Source organism: Agrobacterium cavarae (assembly GCF_004310285.1).
GTDB lineage: Bacteria > Pseudomonadota > Alphaproteobacteria > Rhizobiales > Rhizobiaceae > Agrobacterium > Agrobacterium cavarae.
In genome coordinates this window covers 132,587-150,212 of record NZ_SISF01000029.1, presented here as the reverse complement: position 1 = coordinate 150,212, position 17,626 = coordinate 132,587, and the positions used below count along the sequence as shown (strand labels likewise).

General features: G+C 58.6%; 15 protein-coding genes. 10 read left to right on the top strand and 5 right to left on the bottom strand.

The features are described from left to right. The first annotated feature begins 1 nt into the window (after position 1). From gnd to EYC79_RS10795, 3 genes are read left to right on the top strand one after another with little or no spacing between them, the layout of a single operon-like run. Positions 2 to 1,006, top strand: a complete 1,005-nt coding sequence (gnd, locus tag EYC79_RS10805) for a phosphogluconate dehydrogenase (NAD(+)-dependent, decarboxylating) (protein ID WP_112359790.1) — start codon at positions 2 to 4, stop codon at positions 1,004 to 1,006. Positions 1,007 to 1,023: 17 nt separating this feature from the next. Continuing rightward, the gene (gene zwf, locus EYC79_RS10800; protein ID WP_130977975.1) at positions 1,024 to 2,394 is read left to right on the top strand and encodes a glucose-6-phosphate dehydrogenase; all 1,371 of its coding nucleotides are present in this window, start codon (positions 1,024 to 1,026) and stop codon (positions 2,392 to 2,394) included. An 18-nt stretch (positions 2,395 to 2,412) separates the two neighbouring features. Continuing rightward, a complete protein-coding gene (locus EYC79_RS10795) occupies positions 2,413 to 3,108 on the top strand; it encodes an ROK family protein (RefSeq protein WP_130977974.1) in 696 nt (231 codons plus the stop codon). A 227-nt stretch (positions 3,109 to 3,335) separates the two neighbouring features. Here EYC79_RS10795 and rhaI read toward each other — a convergent pair whose 3' ends face one another. Together rhaI and EYC79_RS10785 are read right to left on the bottom strand one after the other, a co-directional pair. Continuing rightward, entirely contained in the window at positions 3,336 to 4,628 is a 1,293-nt protein-coding gene (rhaI, locus tag EYC79_RS10790; RefSeq protein ID WP_130977973.1) for an L-rhamnose catabolism isomerase, read from the bottom strand. 157 nt (positions 4,629 to 4,785) lie between these two features. After that, positions 4,786 to 6,879: a bifunctional rhamnulose-1-phosphate aldolase/short-chain dehydrogenase gene (locus EYC79_RS10785; protein WP_130977972.1), complete on the bottom strand. Its 2,094-nt coding sequence runs from the start codon at positions 6,877 to 6,879 to the stop codon at positions 4,786 to 4,788. 199 nt (positions 6,880 to 7,078) lie between these two features. Between EYC79_RS10785 and EYC79_RS10780 the strand changes: the two genes are divergently transcribed. From EYC79_RS10780 to EYC79_RS10750, 7 genes are all read left to right on the top strand, one after another. Next, on the top strand, positions 7,079 to 7,909 hold the full coding sequence (locus tag EYC79_RS10780) for a DeoR/GlpR family DNA-binding transcription regulator (RefSeq protein WP_062426724.1): 831 nt from the start codon (positions 7,079 to 7,081) through the stop codon (positions 7,907 to 7,909). A 39-nt stretch (positions 7,910 to 7,948) separates the two neighbouring features. Then, a complete protein-coding gene (rhaS, locus tag EYC79_RS10775; RefSeq protein ID WP_062442274.1) occupies positions 7,949 to 8,959 on the top strand; it encodes a rhamnose ABC transporter substrate-binding protein in 1,011 nt (336 codons plus the stop codon). 210 nt (positions 8,960 to 9,169) lie between these two features. Further along, on the top strand, positions 9,170 to 10,699 hold the full coding sequence (locus tag EYC79_RS10770) for a sugar ABC transporter ATP-binding protein (RefSeq protein ID WP_130978088.1): 1,530 nt from the start codon (positions 9,170 to 9,172) through the stop codon (positions 10,697 to 10,699). A gap of 12 nt (positions 10,700 to 10,711) precedes the next feature. Next, positions 10,712 to 11,713: an ABC transporter permease gene (locus EYC79_RS10765; RefSeq protein WP_112956894.1), complete on the top strand. Its 1,002-nt coding sequence runs from the start codon at positions 10,712 to 10,714 to the stop codon at positions 11,711 to 11,713. Continuing rightward, positions 11,710 to 12,720, top strand: coding sequence for an ABC transporter permease (locus EYC79_RS10760; RefSeq protein WP_112956834.1), 1,011 nt, complete (start codon positions 11,710 to 11,712; stop codon positions 12,718 to 12,720). The genes EYC79_RS10765 and EYC79_RS10760 overlap by 4 nt, the downstream gene beginning before the upstream one ends. A 3-nt stretch (positions 12,721 to 12,723) precedes the next feature. Further along, entirely contained in the window at positions 12,724 to 13,047 is a 324-nt protein-coding gene (gene rhaM / locus EYC79_RS10755; protein WP_112956835.1) for an L-rhamnose mutarotase, read from the top strand. Further along, complete coding sequence (locus EYC79_RS10750; protein ID WP_112956836.1) at positions 13,044 to 14,411, top strand: FGGY-family carbohydrate kinase; 1,368 nt, start codon at positions 13,044 to 13,046, stop codon at positions 14,409 to 14,411. The genes rhaM and EYC79_RS10750 overlap by 4 nt, the downstream gene beginning before the upstream one ends. Before the next feature lie 30 nt (positions 14,412 to 14,441). Here the strand turns inward: EYC79_RS10750 and EYC79_RS10745 are convergent, their stop codons facing one another. From EYC79_RS10745 to EYC79_RS10735, 3 genes are read right to left on the bottom strand one after another with little or no spacing between them, the layout of a single operon-like run. Continuing rightward, positions 14,442 to 15,668 (bottom strand): metal-dependent hydrolase family protein, encoded by a 1,227-nt coding sequence (locus EYC79_RS10745; protein ID WP_112956837.1) that lies wholly within the window; start codon positions 15,666 to 15,668, stop codon positions 14,442 to 14,444. Between the two features lie 44 nt (positions 15,669 to 15,712). Further along, on the bottom strand, positions 15,713 to 16,189 hold the full coding sequence (locus tag EYC79_RS10740; RefSeq protein ID WP_112956838.1) for a GAF domain-containing protein: 477 nt from the start codon (positions 16,187 to 16,189) through the stop codon (positions 15,713 to 15,715). Positions 16,190 to 16,249: 60 nt separating this feature from the next. Beyond that, positions 16,250 to 17,614 carry an MFS transporter gene (locus EYC79_RS10735; protein WP_112520389.1) on the bottom strand — a complete coding sequence of 455 codons (1,365 nt, stop codon included), beginning with the start codon at positions 17,612 to 17,614 and terminating at the stop codon, positions 16,250 to 16,252. Positions 17,615 to 17,626: the final 12 nt, after the last annotated feature.

The following is a 17,626-nucleotide window of genomic DNA, read 5'->3' as shown; positions in this document are numbered from 1 at the left end:
GATGCAAATTGCAATGGTAGGCCTCGGCCGTATGGGCGCCAACATGGTTCGCCGCCTCCTCAAACAGGGTCATGACTGCGTCGTCTTCGACGTCAATGCGGACAATGTCGCCGCCTTGGTGAAGGAAGGTGCAAAGGGCGCATCCTCGCCTGCCGACCTCATCTCCAAACTTGAAAAGCCGCGCGCCGTCTGGCTGATGCTGCCCGCTGCGATTACGCCGAAAATCGCGCGGGAGTTTGCCTCTCAGCTCGACAATGGCGACGCCATCATCGATGGCGGCAACTCGCTTTATCATGAGGCGATCAATCTCTCCGCGGAGTTCGCACCGTTGGGCATCGACTTCATCGACGTCGGGACATCGGGTGGCGTCTGGGGCCTGGAGCGTGGTTACTCGCTGATGATCGGGGGCCCGAAGGCCGCCGTACAGCGTCTCGATCCGATCTTTGCTTCTCTCGCACCGGGTGCCGGGCAGAACATTGCGGAGGATCCGGAAACCGGCACAGCTCCAAGAGGCTATCTCCATTGCGGTCCGGCCGGCGCCGGCCACTTCGTCAAGATGGTGCATAACGGCATCGAATATGGAGTCATGGCAGCTTATGCCGAAGGCTTGAACATACTGAAAGCCGCCAACGCCGGGAATAGCGAGCGCGAGGTCGATGCAGAAACGGCGCCGCTCGCCAATCCGCAGTATTATCGTTTCGATGTCGATCTGCCCGCTGTGACAGAAGTTTGGAGACACGGTTCTGTCATTGGTTCATGGCTGCTGGATCTGACCGCAGAGGCGCTGAAGCAGGACCCACACCTCGAACACTACGACGGCCGCGTATCGGATTCCGGCGAAGGCCGTTGGACGTTGCAGGCCGCCGTGGAAACGGGTGTACCCGCCCCGGTTCTCGCCTCGGCGCTCTTCGAACGCTTTTCCTCGCGCGGTGAGGCACAGTTTGCTGGCAAGGTGCTATCGGCCATGCGCCACGCCTTTGGCGGCCATCTGGAAAAAGCCAAGTAAGGCGGGAGAAAAAAGCCATGGCACAGGAACAGTCCGACGTATTGGTGGTGTTCGGTGCCACCGGTGATCTCGCGCACAAGATGATCTTTCCCTCGCTCTATGCGATGGTGAAGCGTGGCGCGCTCAACACGCCCATCATCGGTGTGGCCTTCGACGACTGGACGCGCGATCAGCTAATCGCGCGTGCCAAAGACGCCGTGTCGAAACACGTTGACACCATCGATGAGGCTGCTTTCTCAAAGATGGCGGAGAAGTTGTCCTACGTCTCCGGCGATTACCGCAGCCAGTCGACATTTGACAAACTGAAGCAGGCGCTGGCAGGACATCAAAACCCGCTATACTATCTCGCAATTCCACCGTCCCTGTTCGAGACAGTCGCCGATGGTCTTGATCAGGCCGGCATCGCCAAGAACGCCCGGCTGATGGTGGAAAAGCCGTTTGGGCGCGACCTTGCTTCGGCCAAGAAGCTGAACGACGTGCTGCACAAGGTGTTCGAGGAAGATGCAATCTTTCGCATCGACCACTTCCTTGGCAAGGAAGCCATTCAGAACCTTCTGTATTTTCGCTTTGCCAACAGCTTCCTTGAGCCGGTGTGGAATCGAGATCATGTGGAGAGCGTGCAGATCACCATGGCCGAGGATTTCGGCATCAAAGGGCGAGGCAAATTTTATGACGAAGTGGGCTGCATCCGCGATGTGATCCAGAACCATCTCGTCAACGTCCTCCTGCTCCTCACCATGGAGCCGCCAGCTTCGGGTGCCTCCGACGATCTCGTGGACGAGAAGGTGCAGGTGCTGAAAGCCATGCCGCCGCTGTCCAAAGAAGACGTGGTGCGCGGCCAGTTCGAAGGTTACACTGACGAACCCGGCGTGGCCCCGTCATCGCCGACGGAAACCTTCGCTGCCGTTCGCTTCCGGGTTGCGACGTGGCGTTGGAATGGGGTGCCGTTCTTCATCCGCGCCGGTAAGAACCTGCCCGCCCACGCCACCGAAGTGGTCGTCCGCTTCAAGCGCCCTCCCGTGGCACTCTTCGATGACGTTACTGATACACCGGCCAACTACATCCGCTTCCGCCTTGGTCCGGATATCTCCATCGGCGTCGGCGCGCGCCGCAAGGCGGCCGGCGAAAAAATGAAGGGTGAGGCGGTCGAACTCACGGCGCTTGATGACGGCATCGGCGATATGGCGCCCTATGAGCGGTTGATCGGCGACGCCATGGCCGGTTATCGGCAACTGTTCACCCGGCAGGATGCCGCGGAATTGGCGTGGAAGATTGTCGAGCCGATCCTGGACAACAAGACCATTCCGCCGACCTACAAGCCGGGGACATGGGGACCAACCGAGATGGACAAATCCGCGCCGCCTGGAGGCTGGGTAGACCCCGCCTGACCATTGGAGAAAATATATATGACTCAAGATATTTCAGAGACCAAAGATCGCGTTGTCCTGTCCATCGATATCGGCGGCAGCCACGTCAAAATCCTTTCCAGCGCAGGTGGTGAGGAAAAGAAGGCGGAAAGCGGAAAGACCATGACCGCCTCCGACATGGTCGAGGCCGTGAAGGCCATGGCGAAGGGCATGAAATACGACGTCATCTCGATGGGTTATCCAGGCCCCGTTGTTCATAACAAGCCGCTTCGCGACCCTGCGAACCTTGGCGAGGGCTGGGTTGGGTTCGATTACGAGGCCGCCTTCGGCCATCCCGTTCGCATCGTCAACGACGCCATGATGCAGGCGATCGGCTCCTATAAAGGCGGCCGCATGCTGTTTCTTGGCCTCGGCACCGGGCTTGGAGCGGCGATGATCGTGGAAAACGTCGCGCAGCCGATGGAGATCGCCCACCTTCCCTATCGCAAGCGCAAGAGCTACGAGCATTACGTCAGCGAAGCCTACCGTGAAAAGAAAGGCCACAAGAAGTGGCAGAAGCGGGTCTTCGACGTGGTCGAAGCTCTGACTGACGCCCTTGAGCCGGACTATGTGGTCATCGGTGGCGGCAATGTGGAGAAACTCGATTCACTTCCCCCAAACTGCCGCAAGGGCGACAACACTCTGGCCTTTGAGGGCGGTTTCCGCCTTTGGCGAGACAACAAGCTTATTGCGTGATGGATTGGTGCGCGCACCAGAGAAAGGTGCGCAACACGCCCTCAGCGCAAACTTCCGAGTAGCTGTGGTACGACGGACCGGAAAAGGGCACCGGTTCGCTCAGTAGTGCGTCCTCCCTGAATGGCAGTGGTCGAGCCAAGCTCGCATAGTCCGGTTTCGACAGGAGCGGCGCGGACAGCCAGGCCAAAGTCCGGCTTGCTTGACATCTCACGCTCTCTCGCCGGTTTTCAGACGATCCCGCCCGAGCCGCCACGCTGTGAAGGGCGCTCACCTGCCACCTGCTTGCGATAGCCGCTGGCTCGGTAAGTTGCGATTGGATCTATTGCCGCACCAGCCTTTTTGCGGGCTTGCGCAAGAATGGCCTCGACATCCGTGCGATAGGCGCGCTTCAGCGTGTCGGACGCCATGAGTGCATCGTTTTCCTGCTGGAAATTTTCAAGAGCGGAGCGATCGACAAGCAATGCTTGTGCGTAGGCCCGGCGGATTTCGTTGGCGCTGGAGATGAGGCTTTCGATCGGGTCGGTCACATTGTGAGACTGGTCGATCATATGCGCTGGATGGAACTGCTTCACGCCGCGGTGCTCTGCATCCACCAATTCGTTGAACACGAGGAAAAGGCGATATGGCTCGATAGCGCCGGCATCAAGATCGTCATCGCCATATTTGCTGTCGTTGAAGTGGAAGCCGCCGAGCTTGCCGAACTGGATCAGGCGAGCAACGATCATTTCGATGTTGGTGTTGGGTGCGTGATGACCAAGATCGACGAGGCAGAAAGCCTTCTCACCGAGCGTATTGGCGATCAGGTAATTGGTGCCCCAGTCCTGTACGACGGTGGAGTAGAAAGCCGGCTCGTACATCTTGTGTTCGGAGAACAGCCGCCAATCATCCGGCAGTGCCTTGTAGATGTCCGCCATACCGGCGAGGTAGCGCTCGAAGCTTTTGGTGAAGTTGCTCTGTCCAGGGAAGTTGGAGCCATCGCCGATCCAGACCGTCAAGGCTTTGGAGCCGAGTGCCTTTCCGATCTCGATGCATTCGATGTTGTGCTCGACCGCCTGTTGGCGCGTTGCAGCATCCGTATGGCTCAAGGAGCCGTATTTGTAGGAGTGCTGCTGATCTGCAGCGTCCGAAAAGGTGTTGGAATTCATCGCGTCGAAGCCGAGGTCGAGCGCGTCGGCGTGTGCCTTAAGTCTTGCAGGATCTTCCTTATCCCACGGAATATGAAGAGAGACAGTGGGCGTGGCAGCCGTTAGCTGGTTGATGACAGCGCAGTCATCCAGCTTGTCGAAAATACCGCGTGGCTCGCCGAGGCCCGGAAAGCGGGCAAAGCGTGTGCCGCCGGTTCCAACACCCCAGGATGGGACGGCCACATGGAACGCGGCAACCTTGGCCGTGATCGCATCGATATCGACGTTGCGGCGTGACAGATGTTCACCGAGGGCCGCATAGTCTGCTTCATGCGCCTTCGCGCGCTTCTCGTTCTCGCGATCGACCAGATCCGCCGCAATTCTCAATTCCGTCATGTCATCCTCCCTCTGCACCACGTCCTCTTCAAGCCGTTCTGTAGCCAACTCATCGTGAGCGGAGGAAGGGCTTGATCGTGGCGATCTTTCTCATTTTGCAATCACCAGCACCTGACCTGCAAACCGCCCACGGCTGAACGCACGGGCGGTTCGTGCCTCAGCGCGTGAAGCTCTGCGCGTTGCCGGCGTCGACGTTGATGATATTCCCCGTCGACTTGGCAGATGCGTCTGACGCCAGGAAGAAGATTGCTTCGGCAATATCTTCCGGAAAGACGTTCAGCTTCAGCATGGAACGCTTGCGGTAATGTTCTTCGAGATCGTCCACCTCGATCTTGGAGGATGCCGCGCGCTGTTCGCGCCACTCGCCGTTCCATATCTTGGAGCCGCGCAGAACCGCATCGGGATTGACGGTGTTGACGCGAATACCGGCATCGGCACCTTCAAGGGCCAGGCAACGAGCGAGATGGATTTCAGCAGCCTTCGCAGTGCAATAGGCAGATGCGTTGGGTGAAGACGCCAGGCCGTTTTTGGATGCGACGAAGACGACATTGCCGCCGAGCTTCTGACGTCGGAACAGGCGGAAGGCTTCCCGCGACACGAGGAAATAGCCCGTTGCCAGAATGTCGATATTCTTGTTCCACATGGCAAGCGTGGTGTCTTCGACCGGTGCAGATGACGCAATGCCCGCATTGGAAACGAGGATATCGATACCGCCAAACGCGACGCTCGCCTCGGCGAACGCGGCAAGAACGGCATCTTCCTGGGTGACATCGAGCTTCACAGTACAAACAGCATCAGCGCTGAACCTCTTTTCGAAATCACCCTTTGTGTTTTCGAGTGCGGCCTCATCAATATCGGCAAGCACGACGCAGGCGCCCTCGCTTGCCAGCCGCTCCGCCGTAGACCGTCCAATACCTCCCGCACCACCGGTAATGAATGCAACCCTCCCGGCAAGGCTCTTGGGCTTCGGCATGCGCTGAAGCTTCGCTTCTTCCAGCAGCCAATATTCGATGTCGAAGGCCTCCTGTTCCGGCAGACCTTGATACTCCGACACTGCCGATGCACCGCGCATCACATTGATGGCGTTGACGTAAAACTCACCTGCAATACGCGCGGTTGCCTTGTCCTTGGCGAAGGAGAACATGCCGACGCCGGGAATGAGGAAGATGACCGGATTAGGATCGCGCATCTTCGGCGAATTGGCGTGCTTGCAGCTCTCGTAGTATCGGGTGTAATCGGCGCGGTAGTCTTCAAGCGCCTGGTCGAGGCCCGCAAGCAATGCGTCAACATCCGGTTTCGACGTATCCAAATTTAGGATCAGGGGGCGGATCTTGGTGCGCAGAAAGTGGTCAGGGCAGGATGTGCCAAGCGCGCCGAGCGGCTTCAATTCCTTCGAGTTGACGAACTCCAACACGGCATCCTGATCGTCGAAATGACCAAGCTTGCGCTCGTCTTTCCCGATGCGTCCGCGAATTTCGGGCATCAGCCGGGCAGCGATTGCCCGGCGATCTTCCCTGGGCAGGGTATTGGCGACAGCACCACCGAAAATAGTCTTGCCTTCAGTTTTGGCAGCGAACCACTCGATCGCCTTGTTGATGATCGCAAGCGTCAGCTCGTAACAGGCCTTGGCATCGTTATCCCAGGTGAAGAGACCATGGCTTTCCAACACAACGCCCTTGGCATCGGGGTTTGCCTTGACGAAGGCTTCAAGGTCGAGACCGAGCTGGAAGCCCGGGCGTCGCCAAGGCAGCCAGCCGATCTCACTTCCAAAAACTTCCTTCGTCAGTTCCCGTGAATTCTTCGAAGCGGCAATGGCAATGATTGCGTCCGGATGCATGTGATCGACATGATCGAAGGGCACGAAACCATGCAGTGGCGTGTCGATGGAGGCCGCGCGCGGGTTGAGATTGAACGTGCAATGGGGAAGAAAACCGACCATGCGGTCTTCGTCTTCCACGCCGCGGTAAATGCCCTTGAGCGCTCCAAGCTTTTCCATGTAGAGGGTGGCGAAGCCGTCAAGCTTGATCGTGCCGACATCGCCGCCAGATCCCTTGACCCACATGACGCGAACCTTATTGCCGGTGAGCGGGTCGGTTTCCCAGACTTTGGCAGAGGTATTGCCACCACCGTAATTGGTGATCCGTTTGTCAGCGCCCAGAAGGTTGGAGCGATAGAGCAGCTTTCCCGGCTCATCCAGCGTTGCTGCATAAGCGTCGTCCCAACGATTTTCGAGAAGACGGGATTGTCCCATCGCAGTATCCTCCCACGGCAATTATTGCGAGTCCCAGGTGAACTCGCCTCCCATTGAGAGCAGATATCGCGCATCTAAAAGCACCATGTCAATCACAAACGATCATAAATTTTCATTGTGCGCCGCAACATTGATATTTTTGATCGAACTTGATTGACAACAATCGAAGTTTACGAAAGATTGCGGTCAGGAGGACCCCATGTACGAGAGCGAACGCCATCGCATCATCTTGAGCGCCATTCAGGAAAAGCCTGTGGTGACGGTGCAGGACATTGCCGAACTGACCGATGCGTCCGAGGCAACGATCAGGCGTGATATCGCATCTCTTCACGTCCAGGGAAAACTGCGCCGTGTGCGCGGCGGAGCCGAGGCGGTGCATCCGCCACAGCTCGGCAACCTGGCCGCACGTCCCTTTCGCGTCTCGGAATCTGTCAATATCGATAAGAAACGCGCAATTGCACGCAAGGCCGTCGATTTGTGCGAGGAAGGTGACGCCATCATTATCAATGGCGGTACGACCACCTTCCAGATGGTGCATTTCATGTCGGCCCGGCGTCTGCAGGTAATGACCAACTCTTTCGCCATTGCTGAGCATCTGGTGAAGCACTCGAAATGCAATGTCAGCGTACCCGGTGGCGCGATCTATCGCGACCAGAGCCTCATCCTGTCTCCCTTCGAAAATGACGCGATCCGCAATTTCTATGCGCGGCGCATCTTCATCGGAGCACAGGGAGTGGGCGCGCTTGGCATCATGGAATCCGACGCAATGGTGATCCAGAGCGAACAGAAGCTGATGCGGCAGGCAGAGGAGCTGATCGTCATGGTCGACTCCTCCAAGTTTCGCAAACGCTCCAGCCTTATCCTGACACCCCTGGATACGGTTTCGACGATCATCACCGACGAAGACATTTCAGACGAGGCCGCACGCATGGTGGAGGCCGCGGGAGTGACGCTGGTCATCGCCGGAGCGGCGGCCGCGCAGGCGGAGGACAAACCGCCGACAGAGGAGGATTCCGCTTCGGTTGCTTGAGGAGCGCCGAAGGGAAGGTTTTAACGGGAGGAAAAGGGAATGAAACTTACACGCAGAAAACTCACCCGCGCGCTTGCGCTCGGTGTAGCGCTTGGTGTTGCCGGTATCGGCAGCGTCGCCCAGGCGAAAGACATGAAAATCGCGCTCGTGGTCAAGTCGCTCGGCAATGGCTTCTTCGAGGCTGCCAACAAGGGTGCGCAGGAAGCAGCCAAGGAACTTGGCGGCGTCGAGATCATCTATACCGGCCCGACAACGACAACCGCAGAAGGCCAGATCGAAGTCATCAATTCGCTGATCGCCCAAGGCGTCGATGCGATTGCGATCTCGGCAAACGATCCGGACGCCGTGGTTCCGGCACTCAAGAAGGCCGCGCAGCGCGGCATCAAGGTTATTTCCTGGGATTCGGGTGTCGCACCGGAAGGCCGCATTCTGCAGCTCAACCCCTCCTCCAACGCGCTGATCGGCAAAATGTGCCTGCAGCTTGCCGCTGATCATCTCGAAGGCGGCAAGGGTGACTTCGCCATCCTTTCGGCCACAACCACCTCCACTAACCAGAACATCTGGATCGAGGAGATGAAGAAGCAGCTGAAGGATTTCCCCGGCCTCAATCTGGTCACCACCGTCTACGGCGACGACTTGGCCGACAAGAGCTATCGTGAAGCGCAAGGTCTCCTGACCTCCCAGCCGAACGTCAAGGTGATCGTTGCCCCGACGACAGTTGGCGTCCTGGCGGCGTCTCAGGCTGTCAAGGATGCTGGCAAGATCGGCCAGGTCTATGTCACGGGCCTTGGCCTTCCGTCCGAGATGGCCGGCGCCATCAAGTCGGGTGCGACGAAGGAATTCGCCATCTGGAACCCAATCGACCTAGGCTATTCTGCGACCCAGATCGCCTACCACCTTGTCAAGGGTGATGCCGACGGCAAGCCTGGCTCTGAAATCGAAGCCGGCCGCATGGGCAAGATCAAGGTCGGCGAAAACAGTGAAGCCGCAATGGCCGATCCGTTCGTCTATGACGCGAAGAACATCGATCAGTTCTCCAAGATTTTCTGATCTTTGACTTCATCTCCCGGCGACAACATCCGCCGGGAGATGTTTCCAACATTCCCTCAGTCGACGTCATCCTCGAGCTTGAACCAAGCATCGATCATGCTTGCCGGATGTTTCATCGGCAAATGCATCAGGATGCCGTCGAGTGAAGGCTTTCCTTCTTCTGCTCGATAAAGAGCACGCAGGTTCGTAAGAAAAATGGCGGTAGAGACAATGACCGAAACGGCGGCGCTTTACGCAAGGCAAGAGGACCGCTTGAACCCCGTTCTGGAAATGCGCGGCATCAGTCAGATTTTTCCAGGCGTGAAGGCACTGGATAATGTCGACATCCAGCTCTATTCCGGCCAGGTGACGGCCCTCATCGGGGAAAATGGCGCGGGTAAATCCACGCTGGTAAAAATCCTGACCGGTATCTATCGCCCCAATGAGGGTGAAATCCTGCTGGACGGCACACCGGTTCATTTTCAAAGCGCGCAGGATGCAATCGATGCAGGCGTCACCGCCATTTATCAGGAAACCGTTCTGTTCGATGAGCTTTCGGTTGGCGAGAACATCTTTCTCGGGCATGCGCCGAAGGGTCGCTTCGGGCTGATCGATTGGAAGACGATCAACGAGAAATCCCGCGCCCTGTTGGAGCGGCTGGAAAGCAAGATAGACCCCACAATTCGGCTGAAGGATCTCTCCATTGCACAGCGCCATCTGGTCGCGATTGCCCGTGCACTTTCGGTCGAGGCGCGCATCGTCATCATGGACGAGCCGACGGCAGCCTTATCACGCAAGGAAATCGACGATCTTTTCCGCATCGTCGAAAACCTGAAGCGGCAGGGCAAGGCGATCCTGTTCATCAGCCACAAGTTCGACGAAGTCTATGAAATTGCGGAGAATTATGCCGTCTTTCGCGACGGACGCATGGTCGGCGCGGGCAAGCTGACTGCGACGCCCCAGGACGAGATTGTCCGGTTGATGGTTGGCCGCGATGTGAAGGACGCGTTCCCCAAGCAGGCCGTGAACATTGGCGGCACCGTGCTGTCGGTGCAGGATTACTGCCACGAGACGGAGTTTCGCGGCATCTCCTTCGATTTGCGACAGGGCGAAATTCTTGGGCTCTATGGTCTGATCGGCGCCGGACGGTCGGAGTTTTGCCAGTCCCTCTTCGGCATGACCCGTCCCGCATCCGGAACACTGACGCTGAACGGCAAAGCGGTAACGATCCGTTCACCGGAAGACGCAATTCGGGCCGGGATCGCCTATGTGCCGGAAGAGCGGGGGCGTCATGGTCTGGCGCTGGAAATGCCCATCTACCAGAACATGTCCCTGCCCTCTCTCTCCCACACATCGCGCAAGGGTTTCCTGAAAGCCGCCAACGAATTCGCATTGGCGCGCACATATGCAACGCGCCTTGATCTTCGTGCGGCGGCACTTTCCGTGCCCGTTGGAACGCTGTCTGGCGGCAACCAGCAGAAGGTCGTGATCGGTAAGTGGCTGGCGACAAAGCCGCGGGTTATCATTCTGGACGAGCCGACAAAGGGTATCGATATCGGCTCGAAAGCCGCGGTCCATGGTTTCATCAGTGAACTGGCGGCGGAAGGTCTGTCCATCATCATGATCTCATCCGAACTGCCGGAAATTCTCGGCATGTCCGACCGCGCGATCGTGATGCGCGAAGGGTTGGTGGCAGGCCGGTTCGAGCGGGCGGAGTTCTCGCCGGAAAAGCTGGTGCGCGCCGCCACCGGAAATGCGTGAGAGGAAATGCGCATGAAGACACTTCTGAAAAACCGCGAATGGCTGCTGGCTGGCATCATCATTCTTCTCATCATCGGCTTCTCGTTACGCTCGCCGGGCTTTGAGCGCCCTGCCAATCTCGTGAACATCTTCAATGATACGTCGATCCTGATCATTCTGGCGCTGGGACAGATGACGGTCATCCTCACCAAGTCGATCGACCTCTCGGTCGCAGCCAATCTCGCCTTTACCGGAATGGCAGTAGCAATGACCAATGCCGCGTTCCCCGGCGTGCCGCTTCCCCTCCTCGTCGCAATGGCAGTTGGAATTGGTGCGCTGCTCGGTTCGATCAACGGTATTCTCGTGTGGTGGCTTGGGCTTCCCTCAATCGTGGTGACACTCGGTACGCTCACCATCTATCGCGGCATGGCCTTCGTTCTGTCGGGCGGCGCTTGGGTCAACGCGCACCAGATGTCTCCGACATTTCTCAACGTGCCCCGCACGTCCATCCTCGGCATGCCGGTTCTGTCCTGGGTGGCGGTCCTTGTCATCGTCGCTGCATGGATCATTCTCAAGCGAACCGCCTTTGGTCGTTCGGCCTATGCTTCCGGCGGCAACCCGAGTGCTGCGATCTATGCCGGCATCGATGTCGGCCACACGCGCTTCCTCGCCTTCGTCCTCTCCGGCGCGCTTGCCGGTCTTGCAAGCTATCTATGGGTGTCGCGTTACGCCGTCGCCTATGTGGATATCGCTCAAGGGTTCGAGCTGGATAGTGTCGCGGCAAATGTCATCGGCGGCATCTCGATTGCGGGAGGCATCGGATCGGTGCTCGGCGCCGTCCTTGGCGCGATCTTCCTCGGCGTCATCAAGAACGCGCTTCCGGTGATCGGGATCTCTCCATTCGCGCAGATGGCGATCTCCGGCATCGTCATCGTATTGGCCGTCGTCTTCAACGCGCGAGCAGAAGCGCGCAAAGGGCGCATCATCCTGCGTGACAGAGCCGCCACAGAACAGAGCAAGGAGGCTGCGGCATGAGCATCGATCAAACCCAACCGCTGGCGTCACCTCGCATCATTCCGGACAAGCTCGGCACGCCTTTCCGCCGCGTCATGGCAAGCTGGGAAGTGCTGCTGCTTGGCGTCGCAATCCTGATCTTCATCGCCAACTCGCTGGCCTCACCCTACTTTCTCGACGCCTGGAACCTCTCTGACGCCAGCTTCAACTTCACCGAAAAGGCGATGATCGCCTTTGCCATGGCGCTTCTGATCATCGCCGGTGAAATCGACCTTTCGGTTGCAGCCATCATCGCGCTCGCCTCGACCGCCATGGGTTACGCGGTGCAGATGGGGGTGGGAACGCCCGGACTTGTGGCGATCGGTATTAGCGTCGGTCTTGCCTGCGGCGCTTTCAACGGCTTTCTCGTCGCAGGGCTGAAGCTCCCTTCCATTGTCGTCACGATCGGCACGATGAGCCTGTTTCGCGGTATTTCCTATATGGTGCTGGGCGACCAGGCCTATGGCAAATATCCGGCGGACTTCGCCTATTTCGGCCAGGGCTATGTCTTCTGGGTGATCTCCTTCGAATTCGTTCTCTTCGTGATGATGGCGATCGTCTTCGCGATTCTGCTGCATGCGACGAATTTTGGACGACAGGTCTATGTCATCGGCAACAATCCATTTGCCGCCCGTTTTTCGGGCGTGCCCGTGGAGCGCGTGAAGTTCATCCTGTTCCTCCTCACGGGCCTGATGAGCGGCATCGCCGCCGTATGCCTCACCTCGCGGCTCGGCTCCACGCGCCCGTCGATCGCTCAAGGGTGGGAGCTGGAGGTCGTGACCATGGTCGTTCTCGGCGGTGTGTCGATCCTGGGCGGCTCGGGCACGATCGGCGGCGTGGTGATTGCCGCTTTCGTCATGGGGCTCGTCACTTTCGGTCTTGGTCTTCTCAACGTTCCGGGCATCGTCATGTCGATCTTTGTCGGCCTTCTGCTGATCATCACCATTGCCATTCCAATCGTCGTGCGCCGCCTGAAAGCGATGAGGTAAATCATGCCAGAGCTTGAAAAACACGCTTTCAAAATGAAGCTCTTTGCGGGCAAGCAAGCGGAGTACAAGAAGCGCCACGACGAGATTTGGCCGGAGCTCGTCGACCTGCTGCACGAGGCCGGCGTGACCGACTACTCGATCCACCTCGATCCTGAGACCAACACACTCTTCGGCGTCCTCACGCGTCCGAAAGATCACGGCATGGCGGCGCTGCCCGATCATCCCGTGATGAAGAAATGGTGGACGCATATGGCCGATATCATGGAGAGCAACCCGGATCATTCCCCCGTGGCAACCGATCTCATCACCGTCTTTCATCTCCCATGAGCAAGCCGATCCGGACCGTTGCCGTCATCGATATCGGCAAGACACATGCCAAACTGATCGTTGTCGATGCTGAGAGCGGCAACGAATTGGCCTCACGCAAGATTGCCAACAGGGTCGTAAGCGGCGCACCCTATCCGCATTATGATACGGATGCGCTGTGGCGGTTCATTCAGGAAGGGCTTGCCGGGCTCAACAATGGGCCGGGCTATCAGGCAATCTCGATCACCACACATGGCGCAAGTGCAGCACTCCTGAATGCGTCGGGCGAGTTGGCGATGCCTGTTCTCGATTACGAGTTCACATTCCCGGATCAGATCATCGACGCCTACGAGGCAATGCGCCCGGAGTTTGCAGAGACTTTTTCGCCACGCCTGACGGGTGGACTTAATCTCGGTGCGCAACTCCATTATCAGCGTGCGTGCTTTCCCGAGGCGTTCGCCTCCGTCTCGACCATCCTGACCTACCCGCAATATTGGGCGCACCGCTTAACCGGTATCGCCGCGAATGAGGCCACCTCTCTCGGCTGCCACACGGATCTGTGGCGCCCCTTTGAAGGCGACTATTCAAGCCTGGTTGCGCGTCTCGGTATCGCCGATCTCATGGCGCCCATCCGCTCTGCCTTCGACGTTCTGGGACAAACGACACCGACCATCACGCGGCAACTCGGCCTCGCTGCACCCGTTCCTGTCTATTGCGGGATCCATGATTCCAATGCGTCATTGCTCCCGCACCTCGTCGGCTTTGGCCTTCCTTGCACGGTCGTATCGACCGGCACGTGGGTCGTGTGCTTTGCCGCAGGCGGACAGGCGGACGATCTTGATGAGAACCGCGACACCTTGGTCAATGTCGACGCATTCGGCAAACCCGTGCCTTCCGCCCGTTACATGGGCGGCCGAGAATGGGAAATCATTACCAAGGGTCTGGAGCAGGTAGCGCCGGACCCGGAATGGATCGCGGTAGAAGATGTCATAGCCAAAGGCCAGATGCTGCTGCCAAGCGTCGTCAGCGGCACTGGCCCGTTTCCCGGCGCCACGGGCGGCTGGCGCAACGAGCCGCAAACGGATGAAGGCCGGCGCGCGGCTGCCAGCCTCTACCAGGCCTTGATGACCATGACCTGCCTCGACCTGATCGGATCACGCGGGCCGATCGTGGTGGAAGGCCCGTTTGCCGCCAATAAAGTCTTCCGGGCAGCGCTCTCCACCCTGTCCGGTAGAGACGTGTATGCCTCCGCCTCTCATACAGGCACATCGCTTGGCGCCAGCTTTCTGACCGGCACGAAATCGAATGTTCCTGTCGAGCTGGTGACCGAAAGGATTGCGGATCTGGACACCTACGCCAAAAGGTGGCGGGAAACGGCGGAGTGAAACCTAACACACCCCGCCCCTCTTCCAGCTTCAGCTCTGCTTGACGAATTCACCGCCCTTGATGATGTAAGGCATGTGCTTGCCCTGCCCCGTCAAAACCGAGAGATCCTCGAGAGGATTGCCGTCCACGACGATCAGATCGGCATAAGCCCCCGGGGCCACGGTTCCCAGTTTGCCTTCAAAGCCAAATGCCTTGGCCGCATCCAGCGTTGCGGAACGGATCACATCTGCGGCCGGTAGATGCTGCCCGCGAAGAACGAATTCCTCCGACTGGTGCTCATGCATCTCACCCAGCAAATCCGTACCATAAACCATGGTCACGCCTGCCTTGTGGAGCACTTTCAGCGCCTCGAAACCGGCGCTGCGCACGTCCTCGATCTTGGCGACAGAGACTGGCGGCAGGCCGAGCGAAGCGCCGTCCTTTGCCAGGCGGCCATAGACGATGTTGGTCGGCACGACGAAGGCACCGCGTTCCTTGGCAAGCTGCGCGGTTGCCGGCGTGATCAGGTTGCCATGCTCGATCGACTTGACGCCGCACTCGATCGCGCGGCGGATGGCGGCATCGGTATAAAGATGCGCGGCCACGTAAGTCTGCGCATTTTCCGCTTCTTCGACGGCTGCGAGCACCTCTTCTCTCGAAAAGCCGAGATTGGCAATCGGATCGGTCGGCGACGATACGCCACCATTGGCCATGAGCTTGATGAACTGCGCGCCGCCCTTGACCTCCTCACGACATGCCTGGCGAACGGCGTCGACGCCATCACAAATTCGACCGAGCGCACCCAGTTGATCGGGATAATGCTCGACGGAACGGCGATTGAACCGGCCACGGTAATCGGTATGGCCACCGGTTTGCGACAGCGCCTTGCCACAGATGATCAACCGCGGGCCGATAATCGTCCCTTCCTGAAGCGCTTCGACCAGACCGTGATCGGCACCGCCAAGGTCACGGACCGTGGTGAAGCCGCGCATCAGCATTGCCTTCATGATGTTGGCTGAGCGGAGCGCCACAAGAGAGTTGGGCAGATCGGCATTCGCCCCCAGATCGAGCTTGGTGGCGATGACATGCACATGCCCATCAATCAGTCCTGGCATCAGGATCTTGCCATCCAGATCAACCACCCTGTCGGCAGTCTCCGAGATCGACTTGCCCACGTCAACGATCAGATCGTCACGGATGAGCACATCCGTTGGAGCGGTCGGTTCGCCCTGCGATCCATCAACGATGCGGGCGTTTTTGAGAAGAATTGAACTCATGGCATTCACTTTCAGTCGATGTTTTTAAAGGCGCACGCCAAGATTCAACTTTGTTTGGCGGCAAGCAGGAAGTAAGGCACCAACCACGGTGCCAAAGCCTCGGCGCGGCCGAGATGGCGTTCGTCATAAACACCGGCGCGATGGGTGAGATTGATCGTTCCGATGCAGGCCCCGTCGAAGACGACGGGCACATTGATCTGCGTGCCGCCACCAAGACTTGCGATGAGCTCATGATCGAAGAAGGCCCATTTGATGCCGTCCATATCCTTGGCGAGAAAGCTTTTATGTTGACCAATGACATGGCGGCCCCAGGGCGTGTCGGTCATAGGCTTGCGGCCGGACACCGGATAATGCTCGGGGTCTGAGGAGTAGATGCGAACGACCTCCCCCCCATCGACCGCCAACAGGGTAAAGAGGACGTGCCCGATCTCGCGCTGCAACAGCTGATCGAGAGCCTGGAAGAAGGGTGCCGGCTGATCGGGCTGCTTCATGGCTTCGTAAAGGCTGATCTCATTGTGCATGTGTCGATCCTTTTTGCTGATAAGGGAGCAGCAGTTGCCGCTCCCTGATGGGCCTGGATGTCAGCGCGCGGCAAATTCTTCCGCTTCGATCTCCTCGAGCGACCGGTTCTTTGTCGGAATGCCGAGGAAGAGAACGGACGTGGCGCCGATGAACAGGATGACGGTCGTCATGCCGAACACACCAGCGAAACCGCCGATCGGATAGACAGCACCCACGAGGATCGGTGCGGCAATCCCGCCGATGCGGCCAATTGCCGAGGCCGTACCGACGCCGGTCGCACGAATGCGTGTCGGGAAAACCTCCGGCGTATAGGCGTATTCTCCGGCTGCAACGCCATTGATGAAAAAGGAGAGCGTCATGGCAAGTGCGATAACCTGCGTGTCACCGGTAGCGAAAGCAAGCGAGAGAGCCGAAACAGCTGCGAGCGCCATATAGAGCACGATGGTATAGGGACGGCCAATCTTCTCGCAGAACCAGGCGGCTGTGAAGTAACCTGGGATTTGCGCCGCATAGATCAGGATCGAGAAAGAGAAGCTTTTCGTCATGGTCATGCCGCGCTCGACAAGCAGGCTCGGGATCCATGTCATGAAGGCGTAAATACTGAAGGTCACCGACACCCAGAGGAGCCAGGTCATGATGGTGATGCGCAGAAAGCGCGGCGACAGCAGCGTTTTAAAATTTGCCATCAGCGAGGTATTCGGCGTTGCAGAGACCTGCGCAGTCGGTTCCGGCGCGGGCAGAACGACGCCGCGGGCCTCGTATTGCTTTTCGATGCCGGTGACGATGTCATTTGCTTCCTGATGGCGACCCTGGCTCTCCAGCCAACGCGGAGATTCCGTCAAGCCACGGCGCCACCACAAAACCACCACGACGGGCATGGCGGTGACGATCAACGCATAACGCCATCCGTCGTCGGAGGCAGGCACAAGCAGATATCCGAGAACCGCGGAGATGACGAAACCGAAGGAGAAGAAGGCTGCGAGCGAGGCCGTGAAGCGGCCACGATACTTTGCGCCGACAAATTCCGAAAGGAACGGCGCGATGATCGCTGCTTCGGCCCCCATGCCGATACCACCAACGACACGCAGCGCGAAGAACTGGTGCCAGTCATTGACGGCAGCGCCACCGAGACTCGCCAGGCAGAAGAGCACGAGTGCCCAGAGCATGACGTTCTTGCGGCCATAACGGTCGCCGATCGCCCCGGCAATGAGCGCGCCGATGAGGAAGCCGACATAGGTGCTGCTGGCGAGATAGCCGACCTGAAGGCTGGTCAGTTGCCACTGCGCCCGAAGCGCGGGAAGCAGAAACGCGATGATGCCCGCGTCCCAGGCCTCGAACATGTAGCCCAGCCCGCCCATCATCAGCAGCTTGTATTGAAAGCGCCCGACGGGCAGCCTCTCCAGTCTTGCAGCAGTATTATACATTCGCAGTCCCCA